At 58.9% G+C, this 22745-nt stretch carries 23 protein-coding genes; 5 read left to right on the top strand and 18 right to left on the bottom strand.

Annotated elements, in window-relative coordinates:
* Positions 1–121 precede the first annotated feature (121 nt).
* Together rpmB and H8K20_RS03495 are read left to right on the top strand one after the other, a co-directional pair.
* Positions 122–310: a 50S ribosomal protein L28 gene (rpmB, locus tag H8K20_RS03500; RefSeq protein WP_105205658.1), complete on the top strand. Its 189-nt coding sequence runs from the start codon at positions 122–124 to the stop codon at positions 308–310.
* Positions 311–575: 265 nt separating this feature from the next.
* Positions 576–1475 (top strand): diacylglycerol/lipid kinase family protein, encoded by a 900-nt coding sequence (locus tag H8K20_RS03495; RefSeq protein WP_105205659.1) that lies wholly within the window; start codon positions 576–578, stop codon positions 1473–1475.
* Positions 1476–1631: 156 nt separating this feature from the next.
* Here the strand turns inward: H8K20_RS03495 and H8K20_RS03490 are convergent, their stop codons facing one another.
* From H8K20_RS03490 to H8K20_RS03410, 17 genes are all read right to left on the bottom strand, one after another.
* On the bottom strand, positions 1632–2579 hold the full coding sequence (locus tag H8K20_RS03490; protein WP_243206171.1) for an AraC family transcriptional regulator: 948 nt from the start codon (positions 2577–2579) through the stop codon (positions 1632–1634).
* Between the two features lie 825 nt (positions 2580–3404).
* Positions 3405–3803, bottom strand: a complete 399-nt coding sequence (locus H8K20_RS03485; protein WP_186487488.1) for a pyridoxamine 5'-phosphate oxidase family protein — start codon at positions 3801–3803, stop codon at positions 3405–3407.
* Positions 3804–3898: 95 nt separating this feature from the next.
* Positions 3899–4279 (bottom strand): sulfite exporter TauE/SafE family protein, encoded by a 381-nt coding sequence (locus H8K20_RS03480; protein ID WP_154865673.1) that lies wholly within the window; start codon positions 4277–4279, stop codon positions 3899–3901.
* Entirely contained in the window at positions 4276–4653 is a 378-nt protein-coding gene (locus H8K20_RS03475) for a TSUP family transporter (RefSeq protein WP_186487487.1), read from the bottom strand. Before H8K20_RS03475 ends, H8K20_RS03480 begins: the two co-directional genes overlap by 4 nt.
* A gap of 143 nt (positions 4654–4796) precedes the next feature.
* Entirely contained in the window at positions 4797–5444 is a 648-nt protein-coding gene (locus H8K20_RS03470; RefSeq protein ID WP_186488192.1) for an HD domain-containing protein, read from the bottom strand.
* 2 nt (positions 5445–5446) lie between these two features.
* Positions 5447–6454 carry an NAD(P)H-dependent glycerol-3-phosphate dehydrogenase gene (locus H8K20_RS03465; protein WP_105205662.1) on the bottom strand — a complete coding sequence of 336 codons (1008 nt, stop codon included), beginning with the start codon at positions 6452–6454 and terminating at the stop codon, positions 5447–5449.
* 9 nt (positions 6455–6463) lie between these two features.
* The gene (gene plsY / locus H8K20_RS03460) at positions 6464–7147 is read right to left on the bottom strand and encodes a glycerol-3-phosphate 1-O-acyltransferase PlsY (RefSeq protein WP_243206170.1); all 684 of its coding nucleotides are present in this window, start codon (positions 7145–7147) and stop codon (positions 6464–6466) included.
* 21 nt (positions 7148–7168) lie between these two features.
* Complete coding sequence (gene der, locus H8K20_RS03455) at positions 7169–8488, bottom strand: ribosome biogenesis GTPase Der (RefSeq protein ID WP_105205663.1); 1320 nt, start codon at positions 8486–8488, stop codon at positions 7169–7171.
* Positions 8489–9793, bottom strand: coding sequence for a DUF512 domain-containing protein (locus H8K20_RS03450; RefSeq protein ID WP_186487486.1), 1305 nt, complete (start codon positions 9791–9793; stop codon positions 8489–8491).
* Positions 9794–9961: 168 nt separating this feature from the next.
* Positions 9962–10144 carry a 50S ribosomal protein L32 gene (gene rpmF, locus H8K20_RS03445; protein ID WP_105205665.1) on the bottom strand — a complete coding sequence of 61 codons (183 nt, stop codon included), beginning with the start codon at positions 10142–10144 and terminating at the stop codon, positions 9962–9964.
* 36 nt (positions 10145–10180) lie between these two features.
* A complete protein-coding gene (locus tag H8K20_RS03440; protein ID WP_154865675.1) occupies positions 10181–10672 on the bottom strand; it encodes a YceD family protein in 492 nt (163 codons plus the stop codon).
* 141 nt (positions 10673–10813) lie between these two features.
* A complete protein-coding gene (locus H8K20_RS03435; RefSeq protein WP_306418982.1) occupies positions 10814–11713 on the bottom strand; it encodes a diaminopimelate dehydrogenase in 900 nt (299 codons plus the stop codon).
* Between the two features lie 299 nt (positions 11714–12012).
* Entirely contained in the window at positions 12013–12426 is a 414-nt protein-coding gene (locus H8K20_RS03430; RefSeq protein WP_105205667.1) for a hypothetical protein, read from the bottom strand.
* Positions 12427–12479: 53 nt separating this feature from the next.
* Entirely contained in the window at positions 12480–13820 is a 1341-nt protein-coding gene (locus tag H8K20_RS03425; RefSeq protein ID WP_186487485.1) for a glucose-6-phosphate isomerase, read from the bottom strand.
* Positions 13821–13920: 100 nt separating this feature from the next.
* Positions 13921–15144, bottom strand: coding sequence for a D-alanyl-D-alanine carboxypeptidase family protein (locus H8K20_RS03420; protein ID WP_243206169.1), 1224 nt, complete (start codon positions 15142–15144; stop codon positions 13921–13923).
* Between the two features lie 202 nt (positions 15145–15346).
* A complete protein-coding gene (locus H8K20_RS03415) occupies positions 15347–15952 on the bottom strand; it encodes a uridine kinase family protein (protein ID WP_186487484.1) in 606 nt (201 codons plus the stop codon).
* Positions 15953–17241: 1289 nt separating this feature from the next.
* Positions 17242–17484 carry an HPr family phosphocarrier protein gene (locus tag H8K20_RS03410; protein ID WP_105205669.1) on the bottom strand — a complete coding sequence of 81 codons (243 nt, stop codon included), beginning with the start codon at positions 17482–17484 and terminating at the stop codon, positions 17242–17244.
* 329 nt (positions 17485–17813) lie between these two features.
* Between H8K20_RS03410 and mtaB the strand changes: the two genes are divergently transcribed.
* Positions 17814–19154 (top strand): tRNA (N(6)-L-threonylcarbamoyladenosine(37)-C(2))-methylthiotransferase MtaB, encoded by a 1341-nt coding sequence (mtaB, locus tag H8K20_RS03405; RefSeq protein ID WP_186487483.1) that lies wholly within the window; start codon positions 17814–17816, stop codon positions 19152–19154.
* An 84-nt stretch (positions 19155–19238) separates the two neighbouring features.
* Here the strand turns inward: mtaB and H8K20_RS03400 are convergent, their stop codons facing one another.
* Positions 19239–19892 carry a hypothetical protein gene (locus H8K20_RS03400; protein WP_105205670.1) on the bottom strand — a complete coding sequence of 218 codons (654 nt, stop codon included), beginning with the start codon at positions 19890–19892 and terminating at the stop codon, positions 19239–19241.
* Positions 19893–20129: 237 nt separating this feature from the next.
* Between H8K20_RS03400 and H8K20_RS03395 the strand changes: the two genes are divergently transcribed.
* Together H8K20_RS03395 and H8K20_RS03390 are read left to right on the top strand one after the other, a co-directional pair.
* Entirely contained in the window at positions 20130–20870 is a 741-nt protein-coding gene (locus H8K20_RS03395; protein ID WP_105205671.1) for a TVP38/TMEM64 family protein, read from the top strand.
* A gap of 212 nt (positions 20871–21082) precedes the next feature.
* Positions 21083–22573: a phosphate--AMP phosphotransferase gene (locus H8K20_RS03390; protein WP_243562759.1), complete on the top strand. Its 1491-nt coding sequence runs from the start codon at positions 21083–21085 to the stop codon at positions 22571–22573.
* Positions 22574–22745 lie beyond the last annotated feature (172 nt).

Genomic DNA, 22745 nt, shown 5'->3' with positions numbered 1-22745 from the left:
GCCGCGATACCGGCCTCAGCGCCAAAAAGTGGGAAAAGATCAAAAAAAGGTTGCTTTTCCCTCCGCAATCTGATAGAATACATACGTTGACTAAAAATTTGTATTAAGGAGGTGCAGATAAATGGCTAAATGTGATATCTGTGGGAAAGGTGTAACGTTCGGCATCAAGGTGTCCCACTCCCACAAACGTGCAAACCGCGCCTGGAAGCCCAACGTGCGCAAAGTAAAGGCGGTCGTTGACGGTACCCCTTGCCGGGTTAACGCCTGCACCCGTTGCCTGCGTTCCGGCAAAGTGACCCGCGCTATCTAAGCTGAAAAACGCTAAAAAAGGCCGAACATTTTGGTTCGGCCTTTTTTTGTTGCCCGCAATTTCCCGCCCCCAAGCCTCTCACCCCCCTCAACACTCTCAGCCCATCTTGCCTCTCTCGGCCCATCGGCCCGCCCCCCGCCGGGGCCGATCTGTCGACAGGGGTATAAAAATAGGGCAAAATGTGCTATAATAGGGCTGTATTTACTGCTGTTTCACCACGTGTCCACCGGCAAATTCTCTCCGGTCTTACAGGTGTCTAATAGATATGAAGAAAAAATTGCTCCTCATGCTCAACCCCCACGCGGGCAAAGCCGAAGTGAAAAATAAACTCCTCGATATCGTAGATCTGTTTGTCAAAGCGGGCTACGACGTCACCGTGCGCCCCACCCAGCGCCGGCTCGAGATCCCCGATATCCTGCGCGACGAGGCGGCGCAGTTCGATCTGGTGGTCTGCTGCGGCGGCGACGGCACCCTCAACGAGACGATCTCCGGCCTCATGCAAAACGGGCAAAAGCGCACCATCGGCTACATCCCCACCGGCACCGTGAACGACTTTGCCACCAGCCTGCACCTCTCTAAAAACATGCTGGTCGCCGCCGAGACCATCATCAAAGGCTTTCCTTTCTCCTGCGATGTGGGCCAGTTCGGCGACCGCTACTTTTCTTATGTGGCCGCCTTTGGCGCCTTTACCGAGGTCTCGTACCAGACCCCGCAGGAATTTAAAAACTTTCTCGGCCGCACCGCCTATATCCTGGAGGGGGTCAAGCGTCTGGCCAACCTTGCCTCCTATCACGTTCGTTTCGACTACGATGACGAGGTCATCGAGGACGACTTTCTGCTGGGTCTCATCACCAACTCCTACTCAGTGGGCGGCTTTCGCTTCATCTCACAAGACCGTATCTCCATGTGCGACGGCAAGATGGAGGTGCTGCTGGTCAAGACTCCGCACACGCTGTCCGAGCGCTTTGCCATCGTCAATGCTCTGCTGCACCAGCGCATCGACCCCGAAGTGATGTATTTCTTTAACGCCAGCAAGGTCAAGGTCCACACCCTGCACGAGATCGCCTGGACCCTCGACGGCGAGTACGGCGGCTCCTGGACCGATGTCGAGGTAGCCAGCGTCAAACAGGCCGTCGACATTCTGGTCGATACCAAAGTCAAATAGCGCCAATTAGCGCCAAATAACGTTACCGCCGCCAACAACAGACAAACAGCCGTTTTCGGCCCCCTATCTTGCTAAAATAGGGCCGAAAACGGCTGTTTTTACAATTTATTCACATTTTCCAGTCGCTGGACGCGCCGCTTTTCTCACCGCTGCGCGCTACACCGCCGGCCGGCTGTCCAGCGCCCGTACCGGCAGCGCCTCTATGCAGCCCCGCTCGCCGGTGGGCGACAGCTGGATGCGCGGGCCCGCTGCCGGCGCCCACTGGTAGCCCATCGGCGCCGGGTCAAAGCGCTCGATATAGGCCCACAGCACCTGTACCGCCTCGCAAAACTCGTCGTCTAAAAACGGCTCGCCGCGAAAGACCAGGTAATCGCAGGCGGGCAAATCGATCAGGCTAAAGCCCTCCGGCACTGGCCCGGCATAGTCGGCCGGCAATTCTACCGCCTGCACATAGCGCGAGGTCCCGGGCTCTATCAGGTGGTCGGGCAGCCACATGCCGGCCGGCTCGTACAGCGCCTCTTTCACACTGCACAGCACCGGCCACATGTCGCAGCCCACCTCCTGGCAATAGGTCATGTAATCCTCGGCCTGCTTGCCCCGGTACAGCATCAGCTTGCGCGCCGGGTGGGTGCTGGTGCTCACAAACACAGCACTGGGAAACTGTTTGGTATCCATACTGTTCTCACTCCTTTTTAACATGCGAAAGGCGTGGTACACGCTGTCGGGCATAAACAGCTTGACCGGTGGCGCCGTGCGGCTGTAGGTTGCCGGCGGCATGCCAAAGGTGCGGCAAAAGGCGCGGGTAAACCCCTCGTGCGTCTCAAAGTGGCTCTGCAGCGCCACCTCCAACACGCGGTCCTCCCCGTCGCGCAGCTTTAGCGCCGCCCCCGTCAGCCGCAACAGCCGAATATACTGGGCTGGGCTGTTGCCGGTCAGTTCCCGAAACACCTTGGCGGCGTGCCAGTTCGAGTACCCCGCCACATGGGCCAGTTGGGCCAGAGTAATATTTTGGTGCAGGTGCTCGGCAATATACTGCTGCATGCGCGCCACTGCGCGGGCTGTCTGCTCGTCGTGCACGGCCATCACCTTCCTTGCTCTCATCATACCAGTCCTAGCTCTTTGCTGTCTTGACCGTTTTTGTGCAAGTGCCGTCCCCTGCTCAATCGCTGCGCCGATCCCCAAGCCACCGGTGTGTGCTCCGCTCCCCTGCCGCGGGCACCTTGTCGCGGGCCCATCATCGGCAGCGCGCCAGGTCCAGCTATATCAGGCAGCTTGTCTTCCCGGTCATCCTCTGCCACCACACGGCAAAATGCACCATCCCCAACGCTCTCTAAAAATACCAGAAACAGGCCAAAAGCATCGCCGCTGTTGTCCCTGCCCGCGTCCCGCATTTTTGTCTACAATGGTCTTTTACCGCCCTACCTTTTGCCTACACGCGCCCGGCGATCGCCAAAAGGTCCTTCTGTAGCAACAGATATCCGCAAAAGTCCCAGACCTGCTGCCCCTGCTCCACCGGCAGTCCCACCACAGCTCCTGTCCGCTTATCTCTCTAAATTTGTCGCACCCGCGCAAACTGCCCCTCTGTCCCACCACTTTGCACCGGGCTATCTGTGCGGCGCTGCATCGCTGTGTGGCGCGGTGTAGCGCTTATATAACGCTAAATGATGCCACTGGGCGGCCGTCGCCCCTCTGCCCCTCTACCCCCTGACGCGAGCTTGAGCAGCGCGGCCGCAGCGCTCCGCCGATGAACAGAGCTTTCGCGCACCCGCCAGCACCCCGCCCAGCTCCATCTTAACTCCGTTGGGAGCAGTTTTTGCGCCTTTTATCCTCACTATCTAAAGCGTTCACATCTTCACTCGGCTGACCCAGCCGGTGCGCACCACATAAAAGAGGGGCAGCAGTGCTGCCCCTCTTGATCATCATCCCGTTTTACAGCATGTCTTTGGGTGCGTCCTCTTCGTGGTACAGCTTGGCGGTGAGACCGTCCAGATAAAACACCACAAATTCTTTGCCCTCGGGCGAGCCATAGATCTCCGGCAGGCTCTCGTCCGCCTCAAACATGGCCTTTTTGGCGCCCATGTCGTCAGAGAACACCGCTTTGCCGCACAGGCGCAGCCAGTCGCCGTTTTCCTGCAGCGCGCAGATCTCCACTTTGGGGTAGGCTACCAGCTGGTCGTATACCGGCTTGTTGTTGCCGGTGCAAAACCAGATCTTGTCCTCGTAGGCCATAACCGAGCCAAAGGGCCGTACTCTGGCCTGGTCGCCGTCGCAGGTGGCCAGGTAAAAGGCGCCGCAATCCCTCATGATCTTCACTACATCTTGTAACATAAAAATACCTCCCAGTAAAATCGTTTTGGGTATACGTTTATGTTACCGTTTACCGGCGCGCATTGCAAGCACCGACCTGCACAAAAGCGCACGGTCTATTCTGTGTCCTTTTCCTTGGGCGGCGTTTTCGAAAACAGCTCTTTTATTCCCAGTATCAGCACCAGCACGGCAAAGGCTTTTCCCACCCATCTGGGGCTCAGCATACCGGCGACCCACACCCCCAAAAAGGCGCCGGCGATGCCAAAAGGCGCACATTTTAGGGCAAACTTATAATCGATCATCTTATTTTTCACGTGGATAAAGATGGATACCGCCGCGATGGGTAAAAAGAAGATGAGGTTTATGCCGCCGGCCTGCTTTTGGCCCATATCCAAAAACAGCGTCAGGTAGAGGATCAAGATCCCACCGCCGCCCAGGCCCAGCGCGCTCACAAAGCCCGCTATCACACTGGCGACTACCGCGATCACCCAGCTCATCGCAGCAGCAGCCTTATGGCCGCATACACCATAAAGCCCCCAAAGATGCGCCGCAGCCACTGGCCGGGTATCTTTTTCATGTACAGCGCCCCGGCAATGGCCCCCACAAAGCCGCCCGGCAAATAGACGAGCGCCTGAGAAAACTGTACCGTCCCGTTGATCATGTAGAGGATCGCGCTCACCAGCGAGATGGGCAGGATCACCGCCAGCGAGGTGGCGTGGGCCTTTTTCAGCTCGATGCCACTATACTTGAGCAGCGGTACCGCCGCGATACCGCCGCCGGCGCCAAACAGGCCGTTGAGCACGCCGCACACCGCGCCGATGAGCGGCGGTATCCATTTTTTCTGGGCCGTCTGTCCGGTCTGTTCGCTCACTGGCGGTCCCTCCCTCACATTTACTCGTTTACAGAGTTAGTGTGGCGGTTTACCCTCTATTTATACGCGCTTGGCCGGCAGCACCCATTTTCGTCTTTAAATAAAAAACGCCCACACCGCCGCATATGCAGCGTGGGCGCCTTTTACCGGCGTGGGTCCTCTTTTTTTGCCGTGTCATAAAACTGCCGGCACATCTGTTTTAAACGGGGCGCATCGTCTAAAAGTTGTCGCAGCGCCTCTAGGTCGCGGGTATTTTTACCGGTTCGCAGCCACATCTTCACGTAGCCGCCGGGCCCGTACTTGCCGCGCAAATGCTCCCATGCACGGGCGTACTGGCCGTCAAAATCCAGTTGCGGGCAGTGGTCCAGCCCGTACAAAACGGTGCGCCGCACCACCGTCTCGGGGTCCAGGGTGCGGTCGGCCTCGCTGACGATCTCCCCGTAGATCGACCGCGGCCGCTCCTTGGCCGAGGCCCGGTGGTCCTCCACCGCCTGGGCCATCGTCTCTATCTGCGGCGGTGAAAACCACTGCCGCAGCCGGCAGTCGGCCCGCAGTGCCGCGGCCGAGGTCAGGTGGTGATCTGCCCGCCCCTGCGGGATGCCGATGTCGTGGTAGGCGGCGACCGCATACACCATATCGATATCGAGCGCATACCGCCCACGCAGCTCCCGGGCGATCTCCAAGCTGTTTTCGATTACCGCCTCAATGTGGCGCAGGTCGTGGGCCGCATCGCAGTCGCGGTAGCGGGGCAGCACCTGCTCTTCCAGATAGCGGCGCAGCGACGGTGCCACCGTCAATGGAACCACACCTGCTCGGTCTCGTCTTTTTTGGGGCGGGTCATCAGGTTGGCAATTGCCTTTTTACAGTCCTCCCCCTCGTACAGCACCCGGTACATCTGCTCGGTGATGGGCATCTCCACCCCCATTTTCTGCGACAGGTGGTAGGCCACCAGCGTCGAGCGGTAGCCCTCTACCGTCATGCCGATCTCCTGTACCGCCTGCTCGGCGGGGGTACCGGCCCCGATGAGCAGGCCGCAGCGCCGATTGCGCGAATGCATGCTAGTACAGGTGACGATCAGATCCCCCACCCCGGTCAGCCCGGCAAAAGTATCGATGCGCCCGCCCATCTTTACCCCCAGCCGGGCGATCTCCGACAGCCCGCGGGTCATCAGCGCCGCCTTGGTGTTGTCGCCCAGGCCCATACCGTCGCTGATACCGGCCGCCAACGCGATCACGTTTTTCAGCGCGCCGCCCAGCTCCACGCCCACCAGGTCGTCGTTTAAGTAGATGCGCAGGTTGGGGCCCATCAGCAGCTCCTGTACATACTCCGCCGCCTGGCCGCTTTTCGAGGCCGCCACCAGGCTGGTGGGCACGCCACGGGCCACCTCCTCCGCGTGGGAGGGGCCGGAGAGCACCACAACCGGGTTTTGGGGCAGCTCCTGCTCTATCACCTGCGACAGCCGCAAAAAGCTCTCGTCCTCTACTCCCTTAGCCACGCTGGCGATGGTGCAGTGGGGGGCTATATGCCCGGCCACCCGCTGCGCGGTCTGCCGTATCGCATGGGAGGGGACAGCAAACAGCAAAAGATCCGCCTTCTCTGCTACGGCAATGTCGGTACCCAGCTCTATCTCGGGCTGTATGGCTATGCCCGGCAACAGCTTTTTGTGCTCCCGGTCGGCTCTCAGCGTCTCGATCTCCGGCGCAAAGGGGCTCCACACGCTCACCTGGTGGCCACAGCTGCAGGCGGTAACCGCCAGCGCCACGCCAAAACCGCCAGAACCCAAAATCACGATATGTGCCATCTCAATCCCTCACGATCTCTTCTGCTCGTCGGCAGGTTCTCTTTTCTTTTTCTTGCCAAAGCCCAGCTCCTCACCGCGGATGAGCCGGCCGATATTCGAGCGGTGCATAAAGATGATGATGGCGGCAAAGATCACCGCGCACACCGTCAGCGGCACCGGGTCGCGGCCAAACGCCAGCGACACGAAATATGTAACCACCGGGTAGCAGATGGCCATCACCACCGACCCCAGCGATACGATCTTCGAGGTAAAGGTCACTGCGGCAAAGATCAGCGCTGTAATGGCCACCGACACCGGGTCGATGAGCACCGCCGCCCCGGCCGAAGTGAGCACTCCTTTGCCCCCTTTAAAGTGAAAATAGATGGGAAAGATATGCCCCAGTATCGCGCAGTAGGCCGCCAGATAGGCGCCGTACATGGGCTCTACGTGCAATATGTGCGCAAACACCAGCCGACCCACCACCACCGACAGCATGCCTTTGCCCAGGTCACCCACTGCGGTGAGCACCGCCGCCTTTTTGCCGGCGGTGCGCAGCACGTTGGTCATGCCGGCATTGTGGCTGCCGTACTTGCGCACATCATCTTTTAAAAACAGTTTGCCCACCAGCACCGCAAAGGAGATGCTGCCCAACAAATACGAAAACAGCATCACCCCGGCAATACCCAGGCAATTTTTCAGCTCAAACACCGCCATACACCCCTTTTCCTGTCAGTCTTACTCGCCCCGCTGGCGGACCGAGAGCCGCACCGGGGTGCCCTCCAGGTCGTAGGCGTCGCGTATCTGGTTCTCTAAATACCGCTGGTACGAAAAATGGAACAGCTCCGCGTCGTTGACAAAGCACACGAAGTGGGGCGGGTTCGACGAGGCTTGGGTCATGTAGTAGATCTTCAGCCTCTTGCCTTTATCGGTGGGCGGCTGTACCCGGGCGGTGGCACTGGCCAAAATATCGTTGAGCACGCCGGTGCTGATGCGGCGGGAGTTGTTGGCATACACCTTTACGATCGTCTCATACAGCTTATCCACCCGCTGTCCGGTCTTGGCCGAGATAAATAAGATCGGCGCGTAGGACATGAACGAGAAATCCTGTTCCAGCTTTTTGCGGAAACTCTGCATGGTATGGGTGTCCTTTTCGATCAGATCCCACTTGTTCACCGCGATGAGGCAGGCCTTGCCCTGTTCGTGGGCGTAGCCGGCCACCTTTGAGTCCTGTTCGGTAAAACCCTGGGTGGCGTCGATCATCACCACCGCCACGTCGGCCCGGTCCACCGCCATAAAGGCCCGCAGCACACTGTACTTCTCCACCGACTCATCCACCTTGCTGCGGCGGCGAATGCCGGCGGTATCGATAAATACGAACTGGCCGTACTGGTTTTCCACCCGCGAGTCCACAGCGTCGCGGGTGGTACCGGCAATGTCCGATACGATCATGCGGTCCTCGCCCAAAATGCGGTTGACCAGCGAGGACTTGCCGGCGTTGGGCTTGCCGATGACGGCCACCTTGATGGCCTCGTCCTCCTCGTCCTCCTCGGCGCTGCCGGGCAGCTGATCCACCACCGCGTCCAGCAGATCGCCGGTGCCGTGGCCGTGGACCGAGGAGACGGCGATGGGGTCGCCCAGCCCCAGATTGTAAAACTCATACAGCTCTGCCGGCACCTCACCCACCGAGTCGCACTTGTTCACACACAGCACCACCGGCCGGCCCGATTTGTGCAGCATGGCCGCCACCTCCTGGTCGGTGGCGGTGACGCCGTCGCGCAGGTCGGTGACCAAAACGATCACGTCGGCGCTGCTGATGGCCAGCTGGGCCTGCCGGCGGATGTGCGACAAAATAATGTCGTCCGACTGGGGCTCGATACCGCCGGTATCCACCAGCATAAAGGTGCGCCCTCCCCAATTGCAGTCGCTGTAAATGCGGTCGCGGGTCACACCGGGGGTATCCTCCACGATGGACAGCCGCCGCCCGATGAGTTTATTAAACAGGGTAGATTTGCCCACATTGGGGCGTCCCACTACCGCCACTACTGGTTTTGCCATCTAGTTACCTCCCAAAACGGCCTCTATAAAGTCGTATCCGTCGTTTTCCACCAGCCGCAGCGAAACGCCCAGCCGCTGCTCCAGCTCTTCTCTGGTGCAGTCGTCTAAAAACTTGTCCTGCTCGTGGCGCAGCATACAGCTGGGCACCAACATGCGCTGCGAGAGCAGCTTACCCTGCACCTGGTCGATGATATCGGTGGCGGTGACGAGTCCCGTCACGGTGATGTTGCCGCCAAAAAAGTTGTTCTCGATCACGTGTACCCGGCACGCCAGGTCCGGGTAGTGTTTTCTGAGTTCCTCCACCATCCAGTGGATATAGGCGCTGGGCGCCTGCCCGGTGACCAGGTCGCAGGGCACCGGCTGCCGGTCCTCTTGCAGCCGGGCCAGCTCCTCTTTAAACTCGCTCAGCAGCAGCGCCGTCATGCCCACGCCGTTTTCCAGCTGCTCAAAGTCTCCGTAGTAGTCTGTCCCCGGCAGCTCGCGGCCCGACAGCACAAAAAATTCATCGGCCGGGTAGATCAGGCGGGTGCCGTGGGCAGCCAAAAAGCCGTCGGTAAACTGGTGGATGGTATCCAGCGCCTGTGCGGCAGTCTCCCGGTCAAACGGCTGCAGCGAAAAGAGGTCCTGCCGGTAGCCGGTCAGCCCCACCGGCACCACCGCCACACTGGACACGCTGGGCCACAGCGCCGACAGGTCGGTCATGGTGCGGGTGAGCTCTTCCCCGTCGTTTAGCCCCGGGCACAAAACGATCTGGCAGTTGATATGGATGTCCGCCGCCGCCAGCTGACGGATGTAATCGAGCTTCTGCCCGGCAAAGCGGTTGCCCATCATGCGGCAGCGCAGTTGGGGGTTGGTGGTGTGCACCGAGATGTTGATGGGGCTGATGTGCATCTTGATGATGCGGTCGATCTCTTTTTGCTTCAGGTTGGTCAGCGTCACGTAGTTGCCAAACAAAAACGAGAGCCGCTCGTCGTCGTCCTTAAAGTACAGGCTCTCCCGCATCCCCTGGGGCATCTGGTCCACAAAGCAGAAAATACAGTTGTTGGTACAGCTGTGCTGCTTGTCCATCAAATAGGTCTCGAATTCCAGTCCCAGATCCTCGTCTTCGTCCTTTTCCACCAGCGCCTCTAACGGGCCGTCCGCCTGCTCAAAAAGCAGTGTCAGGCTGGTCTCGCGGGCGTAGAACTGGTAGTCCAGCACATCCCCGATCTCGTTGCCGTCTATCTTTAGCAGTCTGTCGCCGGGCACGATACCCAGCTCCTGGGCCAGCGAGCCCTCTATCACCTGTTTTACCGTCACTGCCATGTCTACATTTCTCCAGTTGTACCACAAGCGGTCCCACCGCTGTATATTGAAGTTATTATATCATAAAAGCCCGCACAATATAACCATTTGTGGCCGAATGTGCGCCGCCTTTGTCTCACGAAAAAAGAGAGGGCCAAAACCCTCTCCTCTCGTACCCAAAAAAGTCGCTTACGCCTCTTTTTTGATGATCTCTTTGCCTTTGTAGTAGCCGCAGTTTCCACAAACTCTGTGAGGGGTCTTCAGCTCACCACACTGTGGGCATTTGGAAAATGCCGGCATATCCAATTTCCAGACATTGTTGCGCCGTTTGTCGCGTCTGGCTTTGGACGATTTTCTCTTTGGTACCGCCATGGTCAGCACCTCCTTAACCTTGGTGTCATAAAAAACCTATTGCAATAGCTCTTTTAAAGCCTCTAGGCGGGGATCTATGGGATCTTTGTCACAGTTGCAGCTCTCGCGGTTCAAGTTGGCACCACATTGGGGGCACAACCCCTTGCAGTCCTCACAGCACAGAAGTTTGAGTGGGAATTCCAGCTGTATGTCGGTCAGTGCAAGCCTGTCCAGATTCAGTTTATCACCGTCGACAATGATATCTTCCTCAAAGCCGTCTATCACCTCTTGGGTGAGAACATGGGTAAATTGGTAGTCAAATACCCGTGTCAGCGGCTCCAGACACCGGTCACACACACTGTTTACGGTGAAGTGCGCTCCAAAGCGGATCTCGACGATCTGCGCCCTGTTTTGCGCCACACCTTTCAGGTGTATCTCGACCGGGTCGGGGACAGTACCCGTCAGGTCGCTCTGCGCAGCCGCGAGCGTGTAGTCGATATCTACTACCTCGCCCTCACTGGCAAACAACCTCTTTAAATCGATAAGCATAATGACTCCTTAGTCCGCCACAGATTAATTATATAGACCAGCCCCCGCTTTGTCAACCGGCGTTTGCAAAAATCCACCATTTTTGCCGCCTTACCGCTGTCAAAAAGGCATTTTCCGGGGCCGCCTTCTCATTTTTATCTCTTACACCAGCTTGGGGATCCACTGGCTGCGGTCGCCGGGCAACAGGTCCACCACCGGGATATCGATCAACGTGTAGCAGCCGGGCTGGCGCTTAAAGCTGGCCCGGGCGGCGCATACCAGCACCTGGGCGGTGAGCGCGGGGTTGTTGATGTGCATATTGAACTCCAACAGCTGGTTGTGGGTGGTGCCCGAAACACCTTTGCGCACCAGGTTCACCCCGTGGCCGGTGTCGATCAGCGCCTCAACATCGTCCACCTGCTGCACGTGGGTCTCGTCGTGCACAAAGTAGTCGTCCTGCAGCACTGCCTGCTTCACCGTCTCAAAGTCTGCCCCGGGGCAGAGCTGCACATACACCATGCGCCGGTGGATGCCGGTGCCGGTGGGGATGGTCATCGACAGCGCGTTCTCCACCCCGTCGATGGCCTTTACCGCCACCGTATGGCCCATGCTCATGCCGGGGCCAAAGTTGGTGTAGGTGATACCCTTAGGCGCAATAGCCTGCATCAGGGTGCGCACCACCGAGTCCGAGCCCGGGTCCCACCCGCAGGAGATCACCGACACAGCGCCGTTTTCTTTGGCTACCGGGTCCAGCTGCTGGCACAGATCCCATATACCGGTGTGGATGTCATAGCTGTCCACCGTGTTGATGCCCATCGCCAAATAGTCGCTGGCGTACTGGGGCACGGCGCGGGTGGGGGTGCACAAAATAGCCACCTGGGGCTTTTGGCTCAGGTCGCAGATATCGGTGACGATCTCCACGCCCTCGAGCTCCGGCGGCAGCCCCTCTCTGCTGGCGCTGCGGCGCACCAGGCCCACCAGCTCAAAGTCCTCGGCGGCGCGCACCGCCTCCAGCACTGCTCTGCCAATATTGCCATAGCCTACGATCGCTGCTTTTATCACGGTCAGTTCCTCCTTTGATCTCACGTATTATCAGGCACCTTATTTTACCCGATTTTTCCCTCTCCCGTCAACCAGAATATGCCGTCTCCCGCCGCCGTATGTCCGTCCGCCTACCGCTGCCGCAGCCCGCCGCACCGGATGCTGTCGGCCCGGAGTCCATATCGGCCGCCTGCCTCGGCGGCCCCAGCGGCCCCGCACAAAAAAGAGCCGCCGGCTCATTTTACCGGCAGCTCTCTCTTTACTTTAACAGCGGTGCGGCCCCCAAAGATCGGGAGATACCGCCCCTCAAAATCAGGTCCTCAGAGGTACTTTCTCACGCTCTCGGGCAGTGCCGCCTCTTCGGCCGACACGGTGAACACGAACTCGATGTCCTTGGCGTCTTTGAGTTCGTCGATCTCGCCCAGCATCACGCCCAGACCATCCAGGTCTTTCTCGGCGCCGCCTACTTTTAAGATAGAGTCCACAAAGATGTGTGTGATGTCGTAGTTGCCGGCCATCAGCCCGCACACGAAGCCCAAAAACTCACCAAAGCCCTTGATACCGTACTGGTCGATATCCACCAGCCGCACATTGGTCGCCAGATCGTACTGCAGTTTTAATGTTTTATCCAGACAGATGACGTTGCCCGCCGAGGTTTTTGCCGCTTCGTTGATTTGGTCGATGAGAGTCTTGGTCTTGCCGGAGCCTCTGCTTCCTACGATTATTTTTATCATTGTGGTAACCTCCTATTTTTTAAATGGGGGGCGCGCTGACTGCGCGCTCGCCATCATTCTGCCAGTTCTTTGTCGATCTCTGCCCGCAGCTCCTCGTACCCGGGTTTGCCCAGCAGCGCGAACATATTGTTTTTGTACCCCTCTACACCGGGCTGGTCAAAGGGATTGACCCCCAGCAGGTAGCCGGATATCGCACAGGCTTTTTCGAAGAAGTAGACCAGGTAGCCAAAGGAGTAGTCGTCCATCTTCTCGAGCTCCAGCACCACGTTGGGCACACCGCCCTTTACGTGGGCCAAAATGGTGCCCTGCATGGCCATCTTGTTCACGCTGGACATATTCTGCCCGGCCAGGAAATTCAGTCCGTCAAAGTTGCTGGCGTCTTCCTTAATAAAGAAGTCGCTCTTGGGCTGCTGCAGGTCGATGACTGTCTCGAACAGCTGGCGGCGGCCATCCTGGATATACTGGCCCATCGAGTGCAGGTCGGTCGAGAAGATGACACTGGCCGGGAACAGCCCCTTGTTGTCTTTTCCCTCGCTCTCGCCGTACAGCTGCTTGAACCACTCGCACATCTCGCGGAAGCTGGGCTCGTATGCGGCCAGCACCTCCACGCTGTAGCCCTTGTTGTACAGCAGGTTGCGGATCGCCGCATACCGATAGCAGTCGTTTTTGTCAAGGTCCGGGTCCTCAGCCGCCTTGGCCGAGTCCTGGGCGCCGGCCATCACCGCCTCCAGGTCACAGCCGGCCACCGCCATGGGCAAAAGGCCGACCGCCGTCAGCACCGAGAAACGGCCGCCCACATCGTCGGGGATGACGAAGGTCTCGTAACCGTTTTTGTCCGACAGCTCTTTTAAAGTGCCGCGGGCCTTGTCGGTGGTGGCGTAGATGCGCTCCTTGGCTCCCTCTACACCGTAGCGCTGCTCCAGCAGTTCCTTAAACACGCGAAACGCCAGCGCCGGCTCGGTGGTGGTGCCGGATTTGGAGATGACGTTGACCGAGAAGTCCACCCCATCTACCAGCGAGAGGATATCATTGAGATAGGCCGGTGAGATCGTATTGCCCACGAAGTAGATGTTCGGGGTATCTTTTTTCAGGGCGTTATAGTTGTTGGATTTGATGTACTCGATGGCCGCCCGGGCGCCCAGATACGAGCCGCCGATACCGATGACGATCAGTGCCTGCGACTGATTTTTGATCTTCTCAGCCGCCGCCTTGATGCGGGCAAATTCCTCTTTGTCATAAGAGAAAGGCAGGTCCACCCAGCCCAAAAAGTCGTTGCCCAGGCCGGATTTCTGGTGTACCTGCTGGTGAGCAGCCGCCACCAGCGGTGCCAAACCGTCGAGTTCGTGGGGTCTAACAAAGGATCTTAAGTACTTGGTATTCAGTTTTACTGACATTGGACATCCCCCCTATTTGATGTATTCATTTTAGTATACGTAAGCAATATTGTCAAGTAACAGCACCGTGATGTTCGGCTTTTTGTATAGTATTTACATTTTATTTCATAATAAATAACTGTTTAGACAAATTTGAAAAGCCTGTTAAAAAATCCATTTTGGGCACTGCTTTTTTAGCTACGATGTCATATCCACCGATGCGCTGCCCCTCCAGCACAATGTCACAGCTGCCCAGCTTCTGCCCCTTTTCAACCGGCGCCGTCAGCGTCTCGGCCAGCTTTATCTCCTGGGTGATCTTGTCGGCGCTGCCTTTTTTCACCAGGAACTTACCGCTGGACTGGTACACCAGCTGTACCGCCTGCTCGGTGCCGTTTTTCACTTTCAGCGCCGCCGGGGCGGTCTCAGGCAGCTTCAGCTCGGCCATCTCGTAGTTGGCAAAGCCGTAATCCAGCAGCGTGCGGGCGCTGGCAAAGCGGTCGTTGGAGGTCTCACAGCCCATCACCACCGCCACCAGCGAAAGCCCGCCCCGGGTGGCACTGGCCGAGAGACAGCTGCCCGCCCCGTCGGTGGTGCCGGTCTTGAGCCCTGTGGCTCCCTCATAAAAGCGCACCAGCTTGTTGGTGTTCACCAACTGGGTGGCCCCGCCCCGCAGCGAGTCCATCCACACGGTGGAGTACTTGGTAATGTCCGGGTGTTTGAGCAGCTCGCAGGACATGATGGCGATGTCCCGGGCGCTGGACACATGCCCCTCCGCATCCAGCCCGTTGGGGTTTACAAAATGGGTGTTCTTCATACCCAACTGGGCCGCCCGCTCGTTCATCATGTTGATAAAGGCATCCGGGCTGCCGGCCACATACTCGCCCAGCGCCGCCGCCGCGTCGTTGGCCGACGAGATGGCCGTGGCCTTGAGCAGCTCATCCACCGTCATGGTCTCCCCCGGCTCCAGCCATATCTGGCTGCCGCCCATAGCGCAGGCGTATTCGCTGGCGCTCACCTGGTCGTCATAGCCGAATTTGCCGGCGTCGATGGCCTCCATCACCAGCAGCAGCGTCATCACCTTGGTGATCGAGGCCGGCGGCATCTGCACGTCGGCGTCCATCTCGTAGAGCACCGTCCCGGTAGACTGCTCCAGCAAAATAGCCGATTTGGCCGCTACCGCCAGATCCCCCTCGGGTGCAGCGATACCGGCAGTGGGCTGGGCGGTCTCCTCGTCCAGCAGCGGAAAGTCAGTGGTCGTCACCCCTTCATAGCCCAGGACAGACAGGGGCAAAAGCAGCGAACAGAACAGTAAAAGCGCCATAGCGGCAGCACACATGCGTCTCATACAAATCACCTCTGGTGCAAGTCTATGTTCGCCGCTTTAAAAAAAGTCGTCCTGTTTTGACTTTTTGTATGCCCCGCCCTCCATCTGGCCGCCCCCTGCCCGCCGTCACCTCACACACACTCAAAAGAGGGGCTCCCGCCCCCCCCCTACCCGCCGCTCAGTTTACAACTCGGTCACCGCTCACATCAGCTCTCAAACACGCTCAGCGCCCCGCTGGCCCCTCACCGGCGCAGTCTCTTCGCACCTGCTCGCACAATACCGCCGGCTCACGCATGGCGTCGAGCACCGTGCAGTACACCCGCGATGGGTAGACAAACTGGCGGTACATGGGCCGCACGAACTGTAGATAGCGCCGTAGCGTGCTCTGCAAATTGCCGCCCCAACTCTCCATATCCCGCTGTATCCGCCGGATCAAGCGTATATCGTCGGGCAGATCCAGGTAAAAACAGCGGTCCATCTGCCGCCGCAATTCTGGGTCTTGGGCGATCAGGATCCCCTCTAAAAGCACTGTATCCGGGGCGGTGATCTTGGCGCGCTCGCCTGTGCGCACACTATTTACATAGTCGAAGATGGGCACTTCTACCATGCCACCTGCCCGCAGCCGTTTCAGATCATCGACCAGCTGCGCCGTGTCATAGGCATCCGGATGATCAAAGTTTATGTCCTCTACCTCGGTATCTTTCTGCCGCAGCTCCGGCCTGTAGTACGAGTCGTGGCAGATGACCGGGCAGCGATAATGCGCCGCCAGCAGCTGTGTCAACGTCGTCTTGCCCGAACCAGATCCCCCGGTTATGCCGATCACTACCATTTTTTCTCCTCCACTTTCCAGGCAAAAGTAAGCGTGCACCGAAGGCCCAGCCTATCCTCTGTCCGCAAACGTGCCCCCAAAAACTGCGGCAGGCAGCCCGACACCGCGTTTCCTATCGCGGGCCGTCGCACCAGACGGTGTGCACCTATAAAAAGATCATAATCTATACCTTTACTTTACACGTTGCCACCCGGTATTTCCATTGGCGAATTCCCTCATATTTTGTCTTTTCTTTTTGAGATGCCGTCATATTCGCTCGCCGGCACCAGCCCTTTTTGTGCAAAAACAAAAAACATCTGTATTCTGCTTGGAAACCGCCTGCCTCTGGCTCCTTATCGCTCTTGCCAGCAGCAATATCCCAAGCTGCGCGCCCCACACCCCTTCCCGCTACCTAGCACTTATACCCCAGTCGCCGTCCCACTTTAAAACTACACAGTTCCCTCAGTCAGTACGGGCAGTGCCCTACACCTGCACAGCACGTCCCGCCGGCAGCGAGCCGGTGTCCGTGCGAACAGCTTCTCTCTGCTCTACCGTTCTTCCCCCGCCGGCCACCCCCGCGCCCCTCTCTGCGAACAGACCAATTCTGCACCGTCTTTCTCCAAAGTCGAGGTAAGATGCCCCAGGCGCGCCCGGCCTGCTGTGCCCAATCGCCACTGTATCCGCCCGCACACGGCGCAAAACAAAATGTCGATGTCCGCCCCCATCCGCACAAGCTCGGCTCCTCATGCCCCTGCTTTTCAGCGGTCCATATTGCCCATTCCGTACTGTCGGCACGTGGGACGGCACTGCCGCGGCCCTCCACACGCCCGCTCGACCGGCCGCCCCCACAACCACCTCTCCCCCATCAGGCAAAACAACTACCCCATCTATCAGTCTTAATTGGCCGGCAGGAGCCGTGTGACCGGTCACCATCAAACATCGGTGTACCACCCCAACATCACCCAAAACCACTCCAACAACACCCCAACAACACCCCGGCCGCCACCACAGCAGTTCTCTGGCACCAAAAAGATCTCTTCATGTCCCCCGTGTTGCGCTCCGCGGCGCCGCCATACTCAAATATGCCCGTCTCTCTATCCGCAGCGCACCCACGGCGCGAACACCCGCTGCGGCCAGAACACCAGAACATCTCCGCGCAAAAAACAGCCGCCGCTGCGTTCCCGCAGCTGGCGGCTGTCCTCTGTCCTGTATTCTTTTCTCAAGTACAGCAAAAACTGCCCCCAAACAGTGGCAGTACGCGCAAAGTTTTGATACAATAGAAAGTGGCCGACAGACCATAGATCACCCAGCTACCGGTCATCCTCTTTTACGATGAACTCGCTGATATCGTCGAGCACCTCCGGGCAGTGGTCACAGTCGATATTGAGCGTCAGCGGCTTTGACAGGTCCTGACTGAATATACCGATGATAGATTTTGCGTTGACCCGGTTCTCGGGGTCACCGATGGTGGCAGCGGCATCGTAGCCAGAGAGTTTGTGGATAAAGAGCTTGATATCATTGGCGCTTTTAAAGAATACCTTGACGTGTGTCATTACGTAGGCCTCCCATCTTTCTATACCATATTATAGCGGATTGTCACAGATTTGGCAATGGATATTTTGTCCTGAATGGCTAATTTTTATCCAATATTCCCCGTATAAAACTAGATGGTCCGTCAATTCACCGGCGTATATGTCCGCTTTTTACGGTCTGTTTTGCCGCCGTTCGGCGCATCGTCGACCCCGGCTGCCCGCCGCCACCTATAAGCGGCTGTCTTTCTGTGACCGGTCAACACCAAAACGCCGGCATCTTACCATTCTATGCCGCCGGCACGCACACCATGTCAAAAAGGAGCGGCCCCGCCCGGGGCCTGATACAGAGTATGGATGTCACATTTTACACCTTGGGCTGCAAAGTCAACCAGTACGAGACCCAGGCCATGATTGCCCAATTTAAAAACGCCGGCTTTACCGTAGTAGAGCCCGGTCAGCCGGCCCAGGTGCTGGTGGTCAACTCCTGCACCGTCACCGCCACCGGCGACAAAAAGAGCCGCAACCGCCTGGCCCGCTTTCGGCGCGAAAACCCACACGGTCTGGTGGTGCTCACCGGCTGCTACCCCCAGGCCTTCCCCGATAAGGCGGCCGGGAGCGGAGCCGACATCATTACCGGCACCGCCAACAAGGGGCAGATCGTCGAGCTGGTTCTAGACGAGCTCGCCCGCCGCGGGGTCGGCGCCGGCAGCAGCGCGCTGCCGGTGCTGCCCACCGACGAGCCCGTGCACAGCACCATCGCCATCACCCCCTACACCGGCCACGACCGCTTCGAGCCCATGCAGGTAAAGCGGTTCGAGGGCAAGACCCGCGCCTTCGTCAAGGTGCAAGACGGCTGCGACCGCTTCTGCTCCTACTGCATCATCCCCGTGGCCCGGGGCCGGGTGCGCTCCAAGGCGCTGGCCGACATCACTTCCGAGCTCGCCGCGCTGGCCCAAAACGGCTACCGCGAAGTGGTGCTGGTGGGGATCAACCTGCCCTGCTACGGCAAAGATACCGGCCGCCGGCTGGTCGATGCGCTGGAGGCCGCCTGTGCCGTCGACGGCATCGAGCGGGTGCGCCTGGGCTCGCTGGAGCCCGAGCTGCTCACCGACGAGGACCTGCGCCGCATGGCCGCCCAGCCCAAATTCTGCCCCCAGTTCCACCTCTCTTTGCAGAGCGGTTGCGACAATACCCTGCGCCGCATGAACCGGCACTACACCGCCGCCGAATACGCCGATATCGTGCGTCGCATCCGGGCCCAGTTCCCCGGTGCCGCCATCACTACCGACGTTATCGTCGGTTTCCCCGGCGAGACCGAGGAGGACTTCCTCACCACGCTGGCCTTCGTGCAGAAGATCGCCTTTTCGCGGGTACACGTGTTCACCTACTCCCGCCGCGAAGGCACCCGCGCCGCCGCCATGCCCGACCAGATCCCCAAAAAGGTCAAGGAGGAGCGCGGCGCCCGCCTCACCGCCGCCGTCGGCACGCTGCACCGCCAGTTCTGCGCCCAGCAGGTGGGCAGCACCCAGAGCGTCCTGCTCGAGCGCCAGGTGGAACCCGACACCTTCGAGGGGTACACCAAAAACTACACTCAGGTGCTCGTCACCGGCAGCGGTCTGGCTGCCGGGCAGATCAGAGAGGTGCTCATCACCGGCATAAGCGGCGACTACTGCACCGGTCAGGCTCGGTAAACAGCTGCCCGCACAAAAAAAGGCGGTCTCCGGCGGGCAGAGACCGCACCGGCAGACCGTCTTTTTTACATGTCGCACAATGTGTTAGCGGTATTGGGGTTTCAGTACATCCTGTAGGTCGGTCAGGGCTATGGGCACTTCGTAGGCCCGCAGGTCCTGGCTGTCCTCCTCCCCCTGTTTACACACCAGTACCAGTTCGGTATCGGTGAGATAGAAGGAGCATTCGTCGTCGACGTCTAGGGGCTGGTTGACGAGTGTTTTCATTTCGTTTTTCACTATCTTCAAATAGTCACTCGAATTGTTAAACAGCTCGCTCAAACGCAGCTTTGCGCCGGTCTGGGCGTCAAATACCTGCCCCGACTTATCGCTGTAGATCTTGTGTTCTCCCACCGAAAAGTCGCGGCTGGTCTTGACGCTTATCAGGTCTTTGGTCTGGCGAGTCACGCTCTGGTGGTACTCGCCGGTTGCGCGGGAATCAGAATAAGTCATGACATTGCTCTGTGAGATTGCCAGCAGCATGCTGTCGCGGGCGCTCTCTTCCAGTTGGCGGTTGATGCTCGCCTCGGCGCTTTCGTCGCCTAAGTCCGAGACGCGGACATACTCGACTTTATAGCCGAGGTTTATGTTGTCCATCACATCTTCCGCCGTAACGGTGTGAGAGCTCCCCTGGGCAAATACCGGCACCAGCAGCAGGGCACAAGTGGCCAAACTCATAAAGAGACCGATCAGTTTTTTCATGGTTCCTCCTGCCTGTGCGACAGTACTAGTTTGGCACCGTCGCCGCCAGTTACCCCAGAGAGTTCTTGGGACCGTTGGTTTTTTCGGCCAGCACCTTCACCGCCTTTTCCATTTTTTACTAAAATTTATAACCACACATTTTCATTCCAGACTCTGGCCGCTCCCCGCTCCGGCGTCTGTCCCGGCGGCATAGCCGCAAAGGTCCTCTCCCCCTATCTGCCGCAGGAGGTGTTTTTCTTGTCCGTCAAAAAAACAGATCCCCACCCGCGCACCGGTGGCAAAAAATTCTGGCGACTGGCCGCGCTGGTGCTCATCGCCCTGCTTCTGGCCGCCGCCGTGTGGGCACTGTGGCCGGCAGTGCGGCTGCTGGGCCAGCGCGGCGCCGCCCAAAAGATCTCGGCCTATCTCGACAGCTTTGGCGCCGGGGCCGCCTTTATGTACCTGGCCCTGCAGATCCTGCAGGTCGTCATCGCCTTCCTCCCCGGCGAGCCGCTGGAGGTGCTGGCCGGCATCCTCTACGGCACGCTGCCCGGCCTGGGGCTGGCCATGCTCGGCTGCCTGGTGGGCTCGGCGCTGGTGTTTTTGCTGGTGCGCTGGCTGGGCGAAGGTTTCGCCCTGCGCTTTTTCAGCGCCGAAAAACTGCAAAAGCTCCACTTCCTCACCGAAAAGGGGCGTTTCGAGCGGCTGGTGTTCCTGCTGTTCTTTATCCCCGGCACCCCCAAAGATATCCTCACCTATGTGGCCGGTCTCACCCCCATCACCCTGCCGCGCTTTCTGCTCATCTCCACCATCGCCCGCATCCCCTCTATCGTCACCTCGACTCTGGCCGGGCACCTGCTCATCCAGGGGCGGGCCGCCCACTCGCTGTATGTGTTTCTGGCCACCGGCCTCCTGTCGCTGGCCGGCATGGCCATCTATCAAAAGATCCTGCGGGCCCACCAAAAGCGCCACGACAGCCGCGACAGCCACGAGAGCTGAGCGGTGCCCCTAAAAACATGACTTCCCCTGCTCCCAGCGGCTTTAAAGCCGCTTTTTTGTGTGCAAAAAGTCCTTTTAGCCGCACTGCCGGTTCTCTTTCTATCTGCCGATCTTCCCCAGCGCAAAATCACTTGTGTCATTCAGTAGGATGTGCTAAAATATTTTTAATATCCGTTTTCTGCTTTAGTCAATTTGCGCCAGGAGGTGTTTTTGTGTTAGACAGTGTAAACCTGCAAAAAGTGCTGGTCAAAGAGGAGTATAAACCCATGGCCGCCAAGCTCAAGCAGCAGCTCAGTGTGCTGCAGCAGTCGGTCAAGCAAAACGCGCTGCCGGTGGTGGTGCTGTTCGAGGGGTGGAGCGCCGCCGGTAAGGGCAGCAAGATCGGCGACATCATCCTCAATCTCGACCCCCGCGGCTTTAAAGTCTACTCCACCGTCTCCCCCACCGAGGAGGAAAAGCGCTACCCCTACCTGTGGCGCTTCTGGTCCAAAACGCCCCGTCAGGGCGACATCTCCATCTTCGACCGCAGCTGGTATCAGGGCGTATCGGTCGAAAAGATCGAGCAGCAGCTCGATAGCGAAACGGTAGCCGCCCGCATCAAGAGCATCCTCACCTTCGAGCGGCAGCTGGTCGACGACGGCTGTCTGGTACTCAAATTCTTTTTGCACATCAGCAAAAAAGAGCAGAAAAAACGGCTGGAAGACCTGCGCGAGCAAAAGAGCACCCGCTGGCGCGCCACCGACCGCGACTGGTACCAAAACAAGCACTACGAGGACTACTACCGCGTCTTCGATGAGATGCTCGAGGCCACCAGCACCAGTTACGCCCCGTGGCACGCCATCGGCTGCAACGACCGAAATGCCGCCCTGGCCGAGATCTACCAGATCCTCATCAAACAGATCACCGCCGCCATCGCCAAAAAACAGGCGCTGCAAAAAGACCCGCCGCCGGTGGGCCCCATCGCCATCGATCCAAAATTCAGGCTGGTGCAGGTCCCCCGTCTAGAGGAGGTCGACCTCGATAAGACCATCGACCCCGACAAGTACAAGGTGGTGCTCAAAGAGGAGCAGCGCAAGCTCAAAAAGCTGCACAACCAGCTCTACGCCAAAAAGCGCCCGGTAGTGGTGGTGTACGAGGGGTGGGACGCCGCCGGCAAAGGCGGCAACATCCGCCGGGTGGCCGCCGCTCTTGACCCCCGCGGGTTCGAGGTGGTCCCCATCGCCGCCCCCGACAAGACCGAGCTCTCCCACCACTATCTGTGGCGGTTCTGGACTCGTCTGCCCAAAGACGGGCACGTGGGCATCTTCGACCGCAGCTGGTACGGCCGGCTGATGGTCGAGCGGGTCGAGGGCTTTTGCACTCCGGCCGACTGGCACCGCGCCTATAACGAGATCAACGAGTTCGAGCGCGAGCTCTACGACTGGGGCGCTGTCGTGGTCAAATTCTGGGTGCACATCGATAAAGACGAGCAGCTGCGCCGCTTTAACGACCGGCAGAACACCCCCGAAAAGCAGTGGAAGATCACCGACGAGGACTGGCGCAACCGCGAGAAGTGGGACCAGCACCAGATCGCCGTCAACGACATGCTGCGCTACACCTCCACCGATTTTGCCCCCTGGAACATCATCGAGTCCAACGACAAGAAGTTCGCCCGCATCAAGGCCATCAAAACGCTCATCGCCGCTATCGAGGCCCGTCTCTGACCTGACCGCCAGAGGCGCTAAAAGATCGCGGCGGCCGGCCCCGCTCTCCAAACGTGCACCGCTCCCCAAAAAGCGCCGGAGGGGGGCACCTGCACCCGCTGTGCCGAGCAGCTAAAAAACAGAGCACCCGCCCCGGGGACAGCGTGTCCCTGGGGCGGGTGCTCTCTATATG

This window comes from Neobittarella massiliensis (ex Bilen et al. 2018) (assembly GCF_014269355.1).
Lineage (GTDB): Bacteria > Bacillota > Clostridia > Oscillospirales > Ruminococcaceae > Neobittarella > Neobittarella massiliensis.
This window is presented reverse-complemented; position numbering and strand designations above follow the sequence as displayed.